This is a genomic window from Aquimarina sp. AWH4_224 (assembly GCF_056160245.1).
Genome location: NZ_JBSWWU010000001.1, coordinates 335,128 through 350,718 on the forward strand (window position 1 = coordinate 335,128; position 15,591 = coordinate 350,718).

The following is a 15,591-nucleotide window of genomic DNA, read 5'->3' on the forward strand; positions in this document are numbered from 1 at the left end:
GTGCTTAATTTTGTAGCTTATTTTTAACCAAAGCTGCATGGGATTTTCCCCCACCGAAACAAAAAATACAGGAAAAAAGGTCTTATACGATTATCAAAAAAGAGATATCGATAAAATCTTTAGTCGTTTAGAAGAGTTTCCTGAAAAATACAATCTTTTGTACCAACTACCAACAGGAGGAGGGAAGACGGTTATTTTTTCTGAAATCGTAAGACGATATATTGAAAGTACCAAGAAAAAGGTGGTGGTACTCACGCATCGTATAGAACTATGCGGACAGACTTCTAAGATGCTAAGTGAGTTTAGGGTAAAAAATAAGATCATTAATAGTTCTGTAAAGCAGTTATATGATCAGGATGAGTATATGTGTTTTGTGGCCATGGTCGAAACACTAAATAATCGCTTGAACGATGATCAGTTAGAACTGAATGATATCGGAATGGTGATCATTGATGAGGCCCATTATAATTCCTTTAGAAAACTATTTAGATTCTTCAAAAACTGTTTTATTCTGGGGGTTACGGCGACACCTTTGAGCTCCAACATGAAGCTTCCAATGAAAGATAATTACAACGAACTTATCGTTGGGGACACTATTAATTCTTTGATTGGAAATGGGTTTTTGGCCAAACCAGTTACCTATACCTATGATGTAGGTTTAGGATCCTTAAAAATAGGAATGAACGGAGACTACACCGTAAAATCCTCTGAGGAATTATATACTAATATGCTGATGCAGGATAAGCTGCTACGCGCATATGAAGAGCGTTGTAAAGGTAAAAAGACCTTGGTTTTTAATAACGGGATCAACACTTCGATTTATGTGTATGATACCTTTAAAAGAGCAGGATATCCGATACGCCATTTAGATAATACACATAGTAAGCAAGAACGAGAGGATATCTTAAAATGGTTTAAAGAAACCGATGATGCTATTCTAACATCGGTAAGTATTTTAACTACTGGTTTTGATGAACCTACCGTAGAAACTGTTATCCTAAATAGAGCGACAAAATCACTCACGTTATATTTTCAAATGATCGGTAGGGGATCTAGAATACTCCCCACAAAACCAGAGTTTTCGATCATTGATTTAGGAAATAATACGGCAAGGTTTGGATTGTGGAACTCTGACGTGGACTGGCAATCTATCTTTAGGTCTCCAGATTTTTACTACGATAATCTAATTGGCGATGAAGAAATTGAAAGAAATTTCAAGTATGTCATGCCGGATGATATCCGAAAAGAATTTGCAAACTCCACGGATTTTGACTTTGATATAGAAGAAGAATATTCCAAAACGAAAAAATACAATCTACGCAGCTTGACGGTTTTAGAAAAATCGATTGAACAACATGCTCGTATGTGTGTAGAGAATAGCGAAGATGTTTTTGATGCGAGAATCCTCAGTAAACTGCTGGCTTCGGATATCGAATATAGAGTTCGTAGATATTCTTATTGTATAAGTAAAAGTACCAAGAACTACAGGGATTGGTTAGAAGAGGATTATAAGCGGAAACTAAGATCCAAGATCAATCAATTGTTTATGGATAACTAGATTGTGGACTTGACCATTAGTTTTCCTTTATTTTTTCCATGAAATAACATATTCAAGGCATTGGGTAGGTTTTCAAATCCATCTATTATGGTTTCTTGATATTTCAAACGTCCATCTTTAACCCAAGGGGTCATTTCATCGAGCATTTCATCCATTCTGTCATTATAATCTCGAGCTAAAACCCCTTGAATAGTTGCGCGTTTATATAATATGTGGTGTAAAAATCGTGGTCCCATTTCAGGAGTATCTAATCCTCCCGAATATTGAGATATTTGTCCGCAAATAATAATTCTTGCTTTGTGGTTAATTAACTCAAAGATCGCATCTGTAATAAATCCACCTACATTATCATAATAAATGTCAATACCTTCTGTACATACCTGTTTAATTGCTTCTTTAATTTTCTGATGAGATGGATGTTTTTTGTAATTGATTACTTGATCCACATCGAGTACGTTTTTTAAATATGCTAATTTTTCATCTGATCCAGCAATACCAATCACTTTGCATCCTTTGATTTTTGCAATTTGAACAACAATTTGCCCCACAGCCCCCGAAGCACCAGAGACTACTACCGTTTCCCCTTCCTTTGGTATTCCGGCTTCGATCAATCCAAAGTATGCAATACGTGCGGGCATTCCTAATATGCCCAGTGCTGTGGTTACTGGAACTTCGTTGGGGTCCAGTTTTCTTAATTCACTTGTTTTGGCAACAGCATATTCCTGCCAACCGGTATAGGATAATACCCAATCTCCAGCTTTTATATTGGATTTAGGATCTTTACATACAAGCACTTGGCATACTGCTGCACCACCTTGTAAAGAATCTAAGGGGTGTGGTGCCTCCCAGGTGTTATTTTGAGATTGCTGAATTCTCATATACGGATCTACACTCCAGTACTTTGCTTGTAACAAAGCTTCACCTTCTTTAATAATTGAAGTATCTATAGTTGATTCTTTTAATGTATAGTGCTCATTAGTAACTATAGATTGCGGACGTTTGGTATAGATCCATTGATGGTTTTTTAGTAAGGCCATAGGTGCTTGTATCTAGTTGTTTAGTGCCAATTCTACAGCACGCTCAGCATGAATCTTTGTGGTGTCAAATACAAATATGTCAACATCATCTGGTTTGATCAATAAAGGAAGCTCTGTACACCCTAGAATGACTCCTTGTGCGCCTTGGTTTTCTAAGGTCTTGATGATTTTTTTTAGTGCTTCTCTGGATTCATCAACAATGTTGCCTAGTACCAGTTCTTTGTATATGATGTTATGAACGATTTCTCTATCAGTTTCGTTAGGAATGATTACGTCCAGACCAAAATCCTGCTGCAAAGTATTTTTATAAAAATCTTTTTCCATAGTGAACTTAGTCCCAAGCAGAACTATTTTTTGTAATCTTGAAGCTTTTATTTTCTCCCCAGTTGCCGTAGCAATATGTAAAAAGGGAATGGAAACGTTGCTGATAATCTCAGGACTGGTTAAATGCATGGTGTTGGTACAAAGCACGATAAAATCGGCTCCAGCCTTTTCTAATTGCTTTGCTGCGTCTACCATTAATTGATTGAGAGTTTCCCAGTCTCCTTGACGTTGCAATTGTTCGATCTCTGCAAAATCAACGTTTAGTAATATACTCTTGGAAGAGTGTAAACCGCCAAGCATATTTTTTGTGTATGTATTGATGAGTTGGTAGTACATAGCTGATGATTCCCAACTCATTCCTCCGATTAAGCCTATTGTTTTCATGTGTCTGATGTGTGTTATTTTGAATTCACTTCAATTTCTCCTGTTAAATACGGTACAGCGTATCCGGTAAGGAATACACGGTCGTTTTCTAATCTACATTGCAATTCTCCTTTTCTGTCTGATAATTGAGTCGCTTTTAGCTCAGTTTTGTTTAATACGTTTGCCCAATAGGGAACAAGCATGGTATGCGCAGAACCGGTTACAGGATCTTCTAAAGGGATTTCTGGATTAGCATCAAATACCCTGGAAACAAAATCTGCTTGTTCTCCCTTTGCTGTGATTATGGTACACAAATAGGGGAGTCCCTTCAGTTTGAAAAGATCCGGAGTTACATTTTGTATTTCGGCTTCAGAAGAAACGGTGATCATTAAATCTCTACCTGCAAAAGCTTTCAAGGGGGTTACATCAAATGCGTCATACACTTCTTTCGGGATGTCAATTTCTTGTGGTGGGTTAGCTGGGAAATCTAAAGTTATACTTCCGTCCTCTTCTTTTTTTGCTTTCAGAATACCACTTTTTGATGAAAAAATAACTTCATCAAGATGTGTATCGATATGATTAAAGATAACATATGCCGCAGCCAGAGTAGCATGACCACAAAGATCAATTTCTTCGTAAGGCATAAACCAGCGTATTTCAAAATGATCTTCTTTTTTTACAAAATACCCGGTTTCCGCCAAATTGTTTTCTTTGGCAATGTTTAATAGTGTTTCATCATCTAACCATTCTGGTAAATGACAAATTGCAGCTGGATTACCACCAAATAATGTTTTGGTAAAAGCGTCGATTTGATAGATAGGAATTTTCATTACTCGTAAATTTTTAAGATTTGACCTGTGCTATTTGTTTCTATAGTTTGTTTGTATACTTCAATGACTTTCTGTATGTCTACAGGGTAGTAGCCCGCAAATTTTTGGTTTTCTGGAAAATCTCCAGCAATTGCACCAGGAGCTACAACATTAAGTCGAATGTTATTTTTTAGTTCGTTGGATGCCGATTGTACAAAGCTATGAATGGCTCCATTTACTAATGACAATGCGGTAGCTTTGGGTTCATAGTGCTCTGCAAGGATTCCTGTGGTTAGTGTAATAGCCCCATTGTTATTTAAATAATCCTGAGCTATACGGACCAAATTAACTTGCCCCATTAATTTACTTTTTATTCCGATATAATAATCTTCTTCTTTAAGGTCCGAAAAAGGTTTCCAGGTTGCGGTTCCTGCTGCATTGATTACAATATCTAATTTAGGAAGTTTTTCAAATAGGTTTTTAATGGAGTGGCTATCGGTTATATCAACAGGGAAGGAAGTGCTCTTACGATGAGCTGCATATACTTCTTTGTATTGTTTTTTTAGCGAATGATAAATCTCTTTTCCTATAGTGCCCGTGGCACCGATCACTAATATTTTCATAATTATATATTTAATTTTATAAATATGTTGTTTCAAATTTTTTATAACTCTCGTAGAGAATTCAAATACTCAGCTATCATCTTCTCATTTCTTTTGAAGTAGGTCCATTTCCCATGCCTGGTGGTTATCAACAAACCGGCTTTATGCATACCGGATAAATAATGAGAGATGGTAGGCTGAGATAAACCAGACTTATCCTGAATATATTGCCCACAAACACCATCATCAAAATGTCCTAATTCCTGATGAGGAGGAAAATTAGCTTCAGGATCTTTTAACCATCTCAAAATATCCAATCGAGTAGGGTTAGATAGTGCCTTGTTGATGTCTAGTATTTTGTCATTATCCATGGATCAAATATACATATTTAATTTTATAAATATGTTAAAATTATTTTTTTTAGTTTTTGATGTAACGAAATAAGGATTGTTTCGTCTAGTAAGTAAAGGCTATTAAAGTTAGTATATACCTAAACCCTAGATAGTTTTAACGATACATCTGGAGAGCGCCTATCCTGATATTTCTTGGGATAGGTGCTTTCTCTTTATAGGATAAGAAACTTAATTTTATTGTATGATTGCTACCAAAATATTCTTATTCTTGTCAACGTATGAATATTACACCACAATTAGATACCAAAAGGATAGCGATCAAACTTAAACCAGCTGTAGAGAAGAAGGTAAGGCAAGAGCATCCATGGGTTTTTGAAGATAGTATTGTAAAGCAGAATGTAGCTGGAGATCCTGGTGATCTGGCGATTATTTATGATCACAAAAAAAATAGCTTTTTGGCATGTGGTTTATACGATCCTTATTCTCCTATTCGTATCAAATTGATTCAGTTTAAAAAATCTGCTCGGATCGATGGTGCTTGGTTTTTAGATAAAATTAGAGCTGCCTTTGATATGCGTAAACCATTATTGGCTACCGATACCAATAGTTATCGATTACTTTTTGGTGAAAATGATGGATTACCGGGGTTTATTGCAGATGTTTATGATCAGGTCTTGGTTATCAAATTGTATTCCCATATTTGGTTTCCTTATCTCAATTGGATCATTCCAGAGTTGATTAAAGTCTCTAGAGCTCAAACAGCAGTAATGCGATTCAATCGATTGATTCAATCCAAAGGAGAAACTTATGGCTTATATAATGGTCAGGTCATCTATGGGGATCTGGAAGACGAGGTGGTCGTATTTAGGGAACATGGTGTACTTTTTTCTGCTAACGTGATCAAAGGGCACAAAACTGGATATTTTTTGGACCATCGGCATAATAGAAAACGGGTAGGGGAGCTTTCAAAGGGAAAAACCGTGCTAGATGTTTTTTCGTACGCTGGTGGTTTTTCGGTTCATGCATTAAGTCAAGGCGCCAAAAGTGTTACTAGTCTGGATATCAGTAAACATGCTTTGGAAATGGCTAAAGAAAATGCATCTTTAAATACTCATACCGGGACGCACAATATAGTGGTAGCGGATGCATTTGAAGGGTTGCAAGATTTTATTAATCAGGGACAACAATTTGATATTGTAGTAATCGATCCTCCTTCTTTTGCCAAGAGAGAAAGCGAAATCAAAAGAGCAGAGAAAAGTTATGCGAAATTGGCTGCTTTGGGAGCCAAATTGGTAGCCCGTAATGGAATTTTGGTATTAGCCTCATGTTCTTCCAGAGTAACGGCTATAGATTTTTTCAGGATTTCAGAAGAACAAATTACTGTTTCAGGGAAACCATTTAAAGTACTGGAGAAAACATTTCATGACGTGGATCATCCAATCACTTTTCCAGAAGGAGCTTATCTTAAATGTGGTTACTATCAAATACAATAAGAAAACACCTGATACGCTAAACATAAACAGGTGTTGGTCATAAAGTTTAGTGATATTTTAATGTCTACCAAAGACATGTACTTTTGCTCTTTTTCTTGATAAGTTTTTGGTGTCGTAAAAAAATGTAATATCTCTTATCACTCTTTTTCCTCCCTCTAAATCAATAAGTCGTGTTGCGCTTTTTCTTGAAAAATTATATCGTAGCGGAATGATGTCTTTTTTACCGTTACCGTATTGAACGACCATTTTATGCATGTTTAAAGAACCTCCTGTTACTTTTATCTTTAGTTTGGTAAATCCTCCTTCACGTGCAGTTACCTTGATCACATCTTTATCCAATCTATAATTTACCGTTCTTGATCCCAGGTGTTCCCAACGTACTATTTTTGTTGTAAAACTACTACCAACAAATAGGATTACTAGTAGCGTAGCTATAACCGAACTTTTTGTAATTGCATTTTTCATAGTCTAATTATTTGATTCAACATTTATTTGACTACGATGTGGTAAAAAGGTTTAAATCCGATTTGTTTTTTTACGAATTGGGTATAAAAAAAGGATAGCTATTGGTTAGCTATCCTTTTATATGTCAATAGTTAGTGTGTGTCTAGTTAGCAGATAATAATGCAAAGAATTTATCCATATTCGGTAAAAGAACGATTCTGGTACGTCGGTTGATGGCCATATTTTCCTCAGTATCATTTTCTACGATAGGCTTGTAACTACTTCTTCCTGATGCAATTAATTTTGATGGATCTACATCATAACTGGTCTGTAATTTTCTTACAATAGAAGTTGCTCTTTTAACACTCAAATCCCAGTTATCCTGAAGTACTGCAGTGCTAATGGTTCTAGGATCTGTATGTCCTTCAACCATAACTTCTAGGCTAGGTTCAGAATTGATAACGTCTGCCAACTTTTGTAAAATACCGTCTGCCTTGTTACTCACTCTGAAACTTCCGCTATTGAATAACATTTTGTCAGAGATAGAAATCATTACTACCGTATTGTCGATATCGATAGAAATATCTTCATCTTCTTTTAAATTATCATCAAGCGAATTTTTAAGATTGTATGAAACTGCCAAGTTCATAGAATCTTTTAAGGAAGTAGCTCCCTGAAGTTTTTGAGCATCCACTTTGCTTAATGTTTGCTTCATTTTTTCTTTGGTAACATTAGATATCATTGCAATATCATCTACCATCACCATTTTTTCATCGTTAGACTCTCTTAACGAGTTGATTTTGGAATTGTAATCTGCTACTCTGGCTTCGATTTTTGCAAACTTTTCCTCCAATTCCTCTTTTTCCACGACAGTCTTTTGCAAAGAGCTACGGGTGTCTTGTAACTCTTGTTCTAAAGCCACATATTTTTTCTTTGATACGCAGGAGGTTAATAATAAAGCTCCTGAGAAAACGATTAATGTGAATGATTTTTTCATGGTTATTTAATTAATATTTTATGCTTTTTTAACTGGTTCAACTCATATTTATTGCTCCTACGATTACTAATTTTTTCACATCAATTTCTTAAAAAGTGTTAATAAATACCCTTAAAAATGTAGTCCCGTAATTCTTTTATGGTTGCAGAGTATTTTTGGATTTATTTAAAATTTTGATTTTCAAAAGAGTAAAAAGAATGACGAAAAAATGACAGAATCTAATTCTATTTTAAATTATTCTTATATTGCAACGTTGTATTATTTTTACGGTCATTTGTTGTAAAAGATACCTCATAGCCCAGATTTACCTATAAACTAGAAAAAAGAAGTAACATTAATGTTTATAATTAATAATAGGCGAGTATCTTATTATATTCTAACCGTGTCCATAACTCTGTTATCCTTACAGGGTCTATACAGTCAGCAAGAAATTCATAGTATAAAGTACAAACCGCTAGCCAGTAACGGTAAGATCATCTATTTACCGATAGTTCCAGAACATAAAGTGATCACTGCAGATAGTACCTCAAATCATATTGAAGATGACGTTGCATACAATGTATACGAAGATCATTGGGATAATGTTCGTTTTAATCCTTATGGTAATGAACTTCTGGATTTCCCATTAGAGCTTCATTTTGAGGATGAACATTTTGCGGCACCAGTAAATCGTAAGATGGTAGTTACCTCTCGATATGGCTGGCGTAGGGGTAGACCTCATAGAGGTATTGATATCGACTTAGTGGTTGGTGATAGTGTAAATACGATCCTTGATGGTAAGGTACGCTATATAAGATATCACGGAGGGCATGGAAAAACTGTGGTAGTAAGGCATAACAATGGATTAGAAACGGTGTATGCCCATTTATCTAAGTACTTGGTAGAAGAGAATCAGGAAGTTAAAAAAGGGCAGGCCATTGGTATTGGCGGTATCACTGGAAATTCCAGAGGAAGTCATCTGCATTTAGAAGTTAAATATCGAGGAAAAGCCATACACCCAGAATATGTCTTTGATTTTTCTCCAGACACCAAAGTACGAGCCGAGACCGTTTTTATAACCCGAAAATGGGCAGTAGCTCGATATCATAGATCCACTAGAAAGAGTAATATCGAATTGATTACTTCATTAGAAGGTCTAGATAAATTTAAAGAAGACCAAAAGAAAGTATATACCGTCAAAAAAGGAGACACGCTCTATGCTATTGCCAACAGACATGGCTTACCACTTTCAGAAATTTGTAAAATGAATGCTATAAGACGTAATTCTGTGCTTAAAATTGGTCAGCAAATTATTTTGGTAAACAGCGAGGTGCAGTAAGTTGTTGTATGTTATGAAGGACTGGTATCCTTCAAGTGTTTGTCGATAATTTCTAACAACTGTCCTTTACTGTAGGGTTTCAGAATATAATCATTCAATCCAGCATGTAAAATCTGTCTATTTAGTTGGGTGACATCAACGGCCGTAAGCGCAATAATTGGTGTTTTGGGATCGAATTCTCTAATTCGTTTTGTGGTACCAATTCCATTAAGCTTTGGCATGTTGATATCCATTAGGATTACATCATAGGTATTATTTTTTGCCAGTTCGATGGCATCAAAACCATTATCTATAGTGGTACAATTAAAGTTCTCTTTGGAAAGCATTTTGTCTGCAACCAGGAGGTTCAGTTTATTATCATCTACCACCAAAGCTCTTACTTGTTCTGGTATAGTTGACGTTTCTTCGTCTTTAGAGGCCATACTTGAAGTAGTAGGCTGTTCAGCGGTCTTTTCAGTCTGATGTATAGGTAGGTTTACTACAAAAGCATATTCTGAACCTGTCTTCGCGTTATTTTCTTTGATCACTTCACCGTTCAGTAAATTGGCCAACTTATTTACAATTCTAGAGTTTAATCCAGTACCCAAATAAGAGGTTTTGGCCTGATCGATGTTCATAAACTCCTTGTAAATAGATTTTTGGTCTTCTTTTGAAATCTCAAACCCGTTATGATGCACTTTAAAGGATATGGTATAGGTGTTTTCTTGATTTTTAATCAGATCCACCGAAAAGTGAACACTACCGTTTTCTGTAAATCGTAGCGCATTACTTAAAAGATTCATAAGTATTTGAGTTAACACGGTAGGATCGCCAACTACCTGATTCTGAATCTCAGGATCAAAATGATATTCTAACTTATTATCACTATTCTCCGTAGCATAACTAAACGAATGAATCAAGTTTTGAGTGATTTCCTTTACATCAAAAATCGTATTCTGAAGTTCAATTTCTTCTGCATCCATATAATTGATATGCAGTACATTATTAATCAACATTAATAAATAGTTACTACTGAATTTTAAAGACTTTATTTTTTTATTGTCCTTTAGTTTGGGATTTTCCTCTTCTATAAGATGGGTAAGTCCCATGATACCATATAAGGGGACTCTTAACTCCTGACTTAGCAATGAAATGTAACTTTGTTGCGCCTCGTACTGCTTTTGCGTTTGTTCTTGCAACTGCAGTAATTCTTTGTTTTTATTCCCAAGAGTTCTTTTTACTTTGATACATTGCACCAGTAAATAGGCGATGATAACAAGCAGAATTCCACCGATTACGTAGTAAGTCATTGTTATTTGTTTAGTATAACTAAAATAAGATATATAAGGTTTATCTTACAAATTTGAAATGGGTTTTTTATAAAATGGCAAGAAAATTGTAAGTTTTGCAACGAATTAACAGACTTAAGGTTTATAATAAGTATATTTACTTTAAAAGGTTGTAATGCATTATGGATATGAAAATGAAATTCTTTTTTCTTTTACTTCTAGGAATAGGCATTCATGTAAATGCCCAGATAGAGAAGACTTCTGGTTTGCGTATTGATCAAGGAGATTTAAATACTGACAAATATCGATTGTCTACTGCCAAACCTAATGCAAATCCCAATAATAGATTCACACTCTCGAAAAAGCCGGAAGACGGTTCTGATATCAGACAAAAAAAGCAAACCTTTAGCATGAATACTAATAATAATCTGCTGGCACCACAGGCGGAGGATACTCCCAAATGGTTTGGAAAAGATAAAGATATCAAGGACGAGTATAAAAGTGATCAATATTTAGGAGATTTCAGAAATAATGGAAAATTTGTAAGTCTCGTATATAGAGATCATGAGCAAGTAGATGGAGACATCGTTCGAATTTTTGTAAATGACGATGTTATCGCTCCACGAGTATTTTTAACGGCCAATTTCCGAGGAATTAAAATTAATTTGATCAAAGGATTTAATAAAATAGATATACAAGCTTTAAATCAAGGAGAATCAGGACCTAATACCGCTCAGTTTCAGTTATATGATGAATTAGGTAATTTAATCACAGGCAATGAATGGAATCTTACTACAGGTGTAAAAGCTTCTTTGATTGTAGTGAAAGATCAATAATACATAAAATCAATAATAGTAAAGAAAAGAGCATAGTGATATGCTCTTTTTTTATGCCTCTTTTTCAACTTTTCATTATTTTTTTGAGGGCATTTGTGATTTTTTGAAAAGATCCTGTACTAATAGTTTAAATACGAGCTCAAAATGCAAAAAGAGAGTGAATTTACTCAGATTGTTAAAGAACATGAAGGAGTAATCTATAAGATTACTTCCATATATACCGATACTCATGAGGACAAGAAAGATTTATATCAGGAAATTGTGTATCAATTATGGAGAGCATATGACAGTTACAGAGGAGAAGCTAAAATCAGTACCTGGATGTATCGCGTAGCCTTAAATACAGCGATTACCAGACTCAAAAAAGAAAAAAAACGAGGAGTTCAAATACCTATGGATTCCTTGGTTAAACGCAAAGTGGAGCCCTATGATGAAATATTTGAAGAGCGATTACAACTCGTGTATTCACACATAAAAAGACTCAATGAACTAGAAAAAGGACTAATGCTTTTGTTGTTAGAAGGTAAAAAATATGAAGAAATAGCATTAATTACGGGATTGTCGCCAACCAATGTAGGGACTAGAATTTCCCGAATCAAACAAAAACTGAAAACACAGATCATAAAATAAAGAAGTATGGAACTAGAAGAAATGCAGGCTGTTTGGTCTGAACTTAGCGACCAGTTAGAAACGCAAAAAAAGTTAACCAATAAAATGATCATTATGATGACTAAAGAAAAATATAGAAGTAAAATTAACAAGATTGCTATTCCAGAAATTTTGGGAACAGTAATTTGTTATGGAACTATTGTATTGATATTAGCCAATTTCAGTAGACTGGATAATTGGTACAACATGTTATCTGGATTGATATCTATGGCGATTCTTTTAATCTTGCCCGTTTTATCTTTACGATCTATTCATAGAATGAAGCGCATAGATATCGCAAAAAATAGTTATCAACAAACTCTTTTGTCTTATACAAAAGCGAAGAAAAGATTTCAAACTGTGGCTAAATGGGGATATTATTTGAGTTTTGTTCTAATGTTTGCCATTCTTCCCGTAAGTGCTAAAGTTTTGAATAACAAAGATCTGATAGCCGATTCCAAATCTGTATGGCCATTCGTAATAGCAATTCCATTAGCAATCGCTTTTGTAATCTTCTTTGCAAAGTGGGTAATGAGATCTTATAATAGCAGTATTAATGCGGCAGAAAACTTGATCAAAGAAATAAGTGAAGTTGATTAATAGTTGTTACACTCTATCTTTTTTGCGTATCTTGTTTCTAGAAAACAAAGTCACGCTGCATGAATAAAGAAAATGCGATTAAAGAATACAATCTTGAAGTTGGAAAAGTGACTTTTTATGACAATTACTTAATTATTGAAGTGGCAGAAGGCGTCTCTTTTGATTATCAAAAAGCTAAAGAACTCTCTAGGCTAACTAATCTACATTTTGAGGGTCGTCCTTTTGGTTATATATCGCACAGAATCAATTCGTATTCTATAGAAGCTACAGATTATACCAAAATAAAAGAAGTGTTCCCTAATCTGGAAGCATTTGCTGTAGTGGTTTTTAATCGAGTTCAAGAATCCAGTGTTCGAATAGAAAATATGTTCTTCGAAGATGGAATCATGACATTTGATGACCTTGTTACAGCAGAAGCATGGATTAGAGAACAACTCTCTTAAAATGGAATCTATTTTTACTGTTCGTTTTTGGTGTCCAGATAATTACCAAGATCGGTGATGGCATTATCCCAGAACTGTTCATAAAAATGTAACCATTGATTGATTTCTTTCAGCGGATTAACATTTGCATAACAAAACCGTTCTCTTCCTTGGGTATCGATATGTACCAACCCAGCTGTTTCTAGAGTTTTAAGATGTTTTGTAACTCCTTGTCTGCTCATATCAAACTGGCTAGAAATTTGTGTAATCGGTAATGCCGTAGCAGCAACTACCAAAGCATGAAAAATTTCTCGTCGAGTAGGATCTGAAACCGCTTTCAATATCTTAGTGATCTTATCCTGCATGTACTTCTTGAATTAGATATTTTTCTAGTTCGTTAACACAGTTTGTCCAACCACCGTCAAAACTACTAAACATCTTTACTGCGGTATCGCCTGGATAATTAGATATTCCAGAGTGTTTGAGGGATAATTTGGTTCCGCTATCAGTAGTTTCTAATTGCCATTTTACCAAAGTTTCTACCTCCGTGTCCTGCACTATCCATGTATATACTAAGGTATAAGGATCAGCCTCTTTCACCACACCAGAGATTTGAGTACAGTCTTCTCCAGAAGAGTAGAAGGTGTATTGGTATCCTGCTTCGGCTTTAAAATCTGCTTTAATAAACCAAGTAGATATTTCCTCGGCTTTGGTAATGGCGTTCCATACCTTGTCTATGGTATGAGTAAAAGTGTGTTCTTTGATGATGAAATCTTTCATTGTAATTTGATTTTAATTAAAAATGCAACTATATGGTTGCAAATATAAATCAATTCTATTAAAACGCAACTTTTCGGTTGCTTTTTTGTTTAAAACACATGATTTTAGAACTATAATGTTCACTAAAGTTTTGTCAAATACAGAAAAATAGAATATTTTGTGCTTATGGAAGAGATAATAAATTACTTTGAAACTATTCCCTCATCACACCGAAGCCTGATATTGGTAGGAGGGATCGCCTTTTTTTGGTTGATAGAATATGCAGCACCATTGTTTAAATTTAGTTACAAAAAGTTTAAACATGCCTGGCCTAATATTTTCTTTACGCTAACCACTATTTTGGTCAATTTTTTCTTGGCTTTTATTTTATTAAAAACTAGTGATTGGACGGTAGAAAATCAATTTGGCATATTGCAATGGTTACAATTACCTTTGTGGGCAACTATTTTGCTGGGTGTAGCCTTATTAGATTTGATAGGAGCGTGGTTGGCACATTATGTACAACATATGATCAAACCACTTTGGGTGTTTCATTTGATACATCATACCGATAATCATGTAGATACTACTACAGCAAATAGACACCACCCTGGCGAAAGTTTGATCCGTTTTATATTTACCACTTTAGGAGTATTTATCGTCGGCGCACCAGTAGGGATTATCATGTTGTATCAATCTATATCGGTCGTGCTGTCTCAGTTTAATCATGCCAATATATCCTTACCTAAAAAATTGGATGATGTTATCAGTTGGATTATTGTATCACCAGATATGCATAAAGTACACCATCATTATGTGCTACCGTATACAGATACTAATTATGGTAACATTTTCTCAATTTGGGATAGGGTATTTGGTACTTTTGCTAAGATTCGTAATGAAGATTTGGTATACGGCGTGGATACGTATCCTGATGTAGATTCTAATGCCAAAATTGGAAAGTTATTGAAACTTCCATTTGAAGGGTACCGAGCACCTGTTGGGGCAAAGTTTGAAACAGACAAAACAGAGTAATATCGAATGTATTAGCTATCGAGCATAAAAAAAGCTGAATGTTTTTATAGCATTCAGCTTTTTTACTAACTAACTCAACTTACTCTTATGCATATAGTTTCACTCGTTTCTGCATTACATATTCATATGCATACTCATTCGATGTCTGATCTAAAATAGTCTTGGGATTTCTAACCGCAATACTTATTTTCTTTCTTATATTTCTTAATGTCTTCATGGTAGATCTTTTTTGATTGTTACTGTTGAAATAATTACCTGTACCTTCTTTTAGTATTCCAAATGTATCCTTTGGTTGTTGGTAATTTTTTGCTGATTTGATTGTTATCTAAAGTTCTCATGATGTATATATTTTGATTGATTGATGAATGATTGTTTTTTTGATGATGATTATCTATATCTTCTTTTTGTATTCCAGATATATCCTTTTGTTGCTGGTAATTTCTTACTAATTTGATTGTTGTCTAAAGTTCTCATGATGTATATATTTTGATTGATTGATGAATGATTGTTTTTTGATGATGATTATCTATATCTTCTTTTGGTATTCCAGATATATCCTTTTGTTGTTGGTAATTTCTTGCTGATTTGATTGTTGTCTAAAGTTCTCATGTTATGATGGTTTTATGATTGATAAATATTTTTGATGATGATTATCTGTATCTTCTTTTCGTATTCCAGATATATCCTCTTGTTGCTGATAATTTCTTGCTAATTTGATTGTTGTC

The 15,591-nt window shown here is 34.6% G+C and carries 19 protein-coding genes; 8 read left to right on the forward strand and 11 right to left on the reverse strand.

Going from position 1 to position 15,591, the window contains the following annotated elements; all coding sequences use genetic code 11:
* Window positions 1-37: 37 nt before the first annotated feature.
* The gene (locus ACXAGJ_RS01500) at window positions 38-1,558 is read left to right on the forward strand and encodes a DEAD/DEAH box helicase (protein ID WP_474836485.1); all 1,521 of its coding nucleotides are present in this window, start codon (window positions 38-40) and stop codon (window positions 1,556-1,558) included.
* On the opposite strand, the gene ACXAGJ_RS01505 is transcribed toward ACXAGJ_RS01500, so the two are convergent.
* The 5 genes from ACXAGJ_RS01505 to ACXAGJ_RS01525 are packed head-to-tail and all read right to left on the reverse strand — an operon-like array spanning window position 1,555 to window position 5,064.
* Window positions 1,555-2,595 carry an NADP-dependent oxidoreductase gene (locus ACXAGJ_RS01505; RefSeq protein ID WP_474836487.1) on the reverse strand — a complete coding sequence of 347 codons (1,041 nt, stop codon included), beginning with the start codon at window positions 2,593-2,595 and terminating at the stop codon, window positions 1,555-1,557. The genes ACXAGJ_RS01500 and ACXAGJ_RS01505 overlap by 4 nt on opposite strands.
* Before the next feature lie 12 nt (window positions 2,596-2,607).
* Window positions 2,608-3,303, reverse strand: a complete 696-nt coding sequence (locus ACXAGJ_RS01510; protein ID WP_474836489.1) for an aspartate/glutamate racemase family protein — start codon at window positions 3,301-3,303, stop codon at window positions 2,608-2,610.
* Window positions 3,304-3,317: 14 nt separating this feature from the next.
* Window positions 3,318-4,112 (reverse strand): PhzF family phenazine biosynthesis protein, encoded by a 795-nt coding sequence (locus tag ACXAGJ_RS01515; RefSeq protein ID WP_474836491.1) that lies wholly within the window; start codon window positions 4,110-4,112, stop codon window positions 3,318-3,320.
* The gene (locus tag ACXAGJ_RS01520) at window positions 4,112-4,714 is read right to left on the reverse strand and encodes a short chain dehydrogenase (RefSeq protein ID WP_474836493.1); all 603 of its coding nucleotides are present in this window, start codon (window positions 4,712-4,714) and stop codon (window positions 4,112-4,114) included. The genes ACXAGJ_RS01515 and ACXAGJ_RS01520 overlap by 1 nt, the downstream gene beginning before the upstream one ends.
* A gap of 41 nt (window positions 4,715-4,755) precedes the next feature.
* Window positions 4,756-5,064: an ArsR/SmtB family transcription factor gene (locus ACXAGJ_RS01525; protein WP_474836495.1), complete on the reverse strand. Its 309-nt coding sequence runs from the start codon at window positions 5,062-5,064 to the stop codon at window positions 4,756-4,758.
* Window positions 5,065-5,324: 260 nt separating this feature from the next.
* On the opposite strand from ACXAGJ_RS01525, the gene ACXAGJ_RS01530 reads away from it, so the two are divergent.
* Window positions 5,325-6,539, forward strand: coding sequence for a class I SAM-dependent rRNA methyltransferase (locus ACXAGJ_RS01530; protein WP_474836497.1), 1,215 nt, complete (start codon window positions 5,325-5,327; stop codon window positions 6,537-6,539).
* 57 nt (window positions 6,540-6,596) lie between these two features.
* Here the strand turns inward: ACXAGJ_RS01530 and ACXAGJ_RS01535 are convergent, their stop codons facing one another.
* Window positions 6,597-7,004, reverse strand: a complete 408-nt coding sequence (locus ACXAGJ_RS01535; RefSeq protein WP_474836499.1) for a DUF2541 family protein — start codon at window positions 7,002-7,004, stop codon at window positions 6,597-6,599.
* Window positions 7,005-7,146: 142 nt separating this feature from the next.
* Complete coding sequence (locus ACXAGJ_RS01540; protein ID WP_073313473.1) at window positions 7,147-7,980, reverse strand: OmpA/MotB family protein; 834 nt, start codon at window positions 7,978-7,980, stop codon at window positions 7,147-7,149.
* Between the two features lie 337 nt (window positions 7,981-8,317).
* Here ACXAGJ_RS01540 and ACXAGJ_RS01545 point away from each other — a divergent pair, with 337 nt between their 5' ends.
* Window positions 8,318-9,298 (forward strand): peptidoglycan DD-metalloendopeptidase family protein, encoded by a 981-nt coding sequence (locus ACXAGJ_RS01545; protein WP_474836501.1) that lies wholly within the window; start codon window positions 8,318-8,320, stop codon window positions 9,296-9,298.
* An 11-nt stretch (window positions 9,299-9,309) separates the two neighbouring features.
* On the opposite strand, the gene ACXAGJ_RS01550 is transcribed toward ACXAGJ_RS01545, so the two are convergent.
* Window positions 9,310-10,587 (reverse strand): response regulator, encoded by a 1,278-nt coding sequence (locus ACXAGJ_RS01550; protein WP_474836503.1) that lies wholly within the window; start codon window positions 10,585-10,587, stop codon window positions 9,310-9,312.
* 161 nt (window positions 10,588-10,748) lie between these two features.
* Between ACXAGJ_RS01550 and ACXAGJ_RS01555 the strand changes: the two genes are divergently transcribed.
* From ACXAGJ_RS01555 to ACXAGJ_RS01570, 4 genes are all read left to right on the forward strand, one after another.
* Window positions 10,749-11,402, forward strand: a complete 654-nt coding sequence (locus ACXAGJ_RS01555) for a hypothetical protein (RefSeq protein WP_084549366.1) — start codon at window positions 10,749-10,751, stop codon at window positions 11,400-11,402.
* 144 nt (window positions 11,403-11,546) lie between these two features.
* Window positions 11,547-12,032: an RNA polymerase sigma factor gene (locus ACXAGJ_RS01560; protein ID WP_474836506.1), complete on the forward strand. Its 486-nt coding sequence runs from the start codon at window positions 11,547-11,549 to the stop codon at window positions 12,030-12,032.
* 6 nt (window positions 12,033-12,038) lie between these two features.
* On the forward strand, window positions 12,039-12,650 hold the full coding sequence (locus ACXAGJ_RS01565) for a hypothetical protein (protein ID WP_474836508.1): 612 nt from the start codon (window positions 12,039-12,041) through the stop codon (window positions 12,648-12,650).
* 59 nt (window positions 12,651-12,709) lie between these two features.
* Window positions 12,710-13,093 carry a hypothetical protein gene (locus ACXAGJ_RS01570; protein ID WP_473286883.1) on the forward strand — a complete coding sequence of 128 codons (384 nt, stop codon included), beginning with the start codon at window positions 12,710-12,712 and terminating at the stop codon, window positions 13,091-13,093.
* 14 nt (window positions 13,094-13,107) lie between these two features.
* Here the strand turns inward: ACXAGJ_RS01570 and ACXAGJ_RS01575 are convergent, their stop codons facing one another.
* Both ACXAGJ_RS01575 and ACXAGJ_RS01580 read right to left on the reverse strand, forming a co-directional pair.
* Window positions 13,108-13,437, reverse strand: coding sequence for an ArsR/SmtB family transcription factor (locus ACXAGJ_RS01575; protein WP_474836510.1), 330 nt, complete (start codon window positions 13,435-13,437; stop codon window positions 13,108-13,110).
* On the reverse strand, window positions 13,427-13,852 hold the full coding sequence (locus ACXAGJ_RS01580) for an SRPBCC family protein (RefSeq protein WP_474836512.1): 426 nt from the start codon (window positions 13,850-13,852) through the stop codon (window positions 13,427-13,429). Before ACXAGJ_RS01580 ends, ACXAGJ_RS01575 begins: the two co-directional genes overlap by 11 nt.
* Window positions 13,853-14,017: 165 nt before the next feature.
* Between ACXAGJ_RS01580 and ACXAGJ_RS01585 the strand changes: the two genes are divergently transcribed.
* Window positions 14,018-14,866: a sterol desaturase family protein gene (locus ACXAGJ_RS01585; RefSeq protein WP_474836514.1), complete on the forward strand. Its 849-nt coding sequence runs from the start codon at window positions 14,018-14,020 to the stop codon at window positions 14,864-14,866.
* 85 nt (window positions 14,867-14,951) lie between these two features.
* On the opposite strand, the gene ACXAGJ_RS01590 is transcribed toward ACXAGJ_RS01585, so the two are convergent.
* Window positions 14,952-15,083, reverse strand: a complete 132-nt coding sequence (locus ACXAGJ_RS01590) for a hypothetical protein (RefSeq protein ID WP_474836516.1) — start codon at window positions 15,081-15,083, stop codon at window positions 14,952-14,954.
* Window positions 15,084-15,591 lie beyond the last annotated feature (508 nt).

Coding starts and splice junctions, on each gene's coding strand:
- ACXAGJ_RS01555 (WP_084549366.1), top strand. CDS start 10,749: ATGGATATGAAAATGAAATTCTTTTTTCTTTTACTTCTAGGAATAGGC.
- ACXAGJ_RS01580 (WP_474836512.1), bottom strand. CDS start 13,852: ATGAAAGATTTCATCATCAAAGAACACACTTTTACTCATACCATAGAC.
- ACXAGJ_RS01530 (WP_474836497.1), top strand. CDS start 5,325: ATGAATATTACACCACAATTAGATACCAAAAGGATAGCGATCAAACTT.
- ACXAGJ_RS01570 (WP_473286883.1), top strand. CDS start 12,710: ATGAATAAAGAAAATGCGATTAAAGAATACAATCTTGAAGTTGGAAAA.
- ACXAGJ_RS01525 (WP_474836495.1), bottom strand. CDS start 5,064: ATGGATAATGACAAAATACTAGACATCAACAAGGCACTATCTAACCCT.
- ACXAGJ_RS01545 (WP_474836501.1), top strand. CDS start 8,318: ATGTTTATAATTAATAATAGGCGAGTATCTTATTATATTCTAACCGTG.
- ACXAGJ_RS01550 (WP_474836503.1), bottom strand. CDS start 10,587: ATGACTTACTACGTAATCGGTGGAATTCTGCTTGTTATCATCGCCTAT.
- ACXAGJ_RS01585 (WP_474836514.1), top strand. CDS start 14,018: ATGGAAGAGATAATAAATTACTTTGAAACTATTCCCTCATCACACCGA.
- ACXAGJ_RS01510 (WP_474836489.1), bottom strand. CDS start 3,303: ATGAAAACAATAGGCTTAATCGGAGGAATGAGTTGGGAATCATCAGCT.
- ACXAGJ_RS01590 (WP_474836516.1), bottom strand. CDS start 15,083: ATGAAGACATTAAGAAATATAAGAAAGAAAATAAGTATTGCGGTTAGA.
- ACXAGJ_RS01540 (WP_073313473.1), bottom strand. CDS start 7,980: ATGAAAAAATCATTCACATTAATCGTTTTCTCAGGAGCTTTATTATTA.
- ACXAGJ_RS01560 (WP_474836506.1), top strand. CDS start 11,547: ATGCAAAAAGAGAGTGAATTTACTCAGATTGTTAAAGAACATGAAGGA.
- ACXAGJ_RS01575 (WP_474836510.1), bottom strand. CDS start 13,437: ATGCAGGATAAGATCACTAAGATATTGAAAGCGGTTTCAGATCCTACT.
- ACXAGJ_RS01515 (WP_474836491.1), bottom strand. CDS start 4,112: ATGAAAATTCCTATCTATCAAATCGACGCTTTTACCAAAACATTATTT.
- ACXAGJ_RS01565 (WP_474836508.1), top strand. CDS start 12,039: ATGGAACTAGAAGAAATGCAGGCTGTTTGGTCTGAACTTAGCGACCAG.
- ACXAGJ_RS01535 (WP_474836499.1), bottom strand. CDS start 7,004: ATGAAAAATGCAATTACAAAAAGTTCGGTTATAGCTACGCTACTAGTA.
- ACXAGJ_RS01505 (WP_474836487.1), bottom strand. CDS start 2,595: ATGGCCTTACTAAAAAACCATCAATGGATCTATACCAAACGTCCGCAA.
- ACXAGJ_RS01500 (WP_474836485.1), top strand. CDS start 38: ATGGGATTTTCCCCCACCGAAACAAAAAATACAGGAAAAAAGGTCTTA.
- ACXAGJ_RS01520 (WP_474836493.1), bottom strand. CDS start 4,714: ATGAAAATATTAGTGATCGGTGCCACGGGCACTATAGGAAAAGAGATT.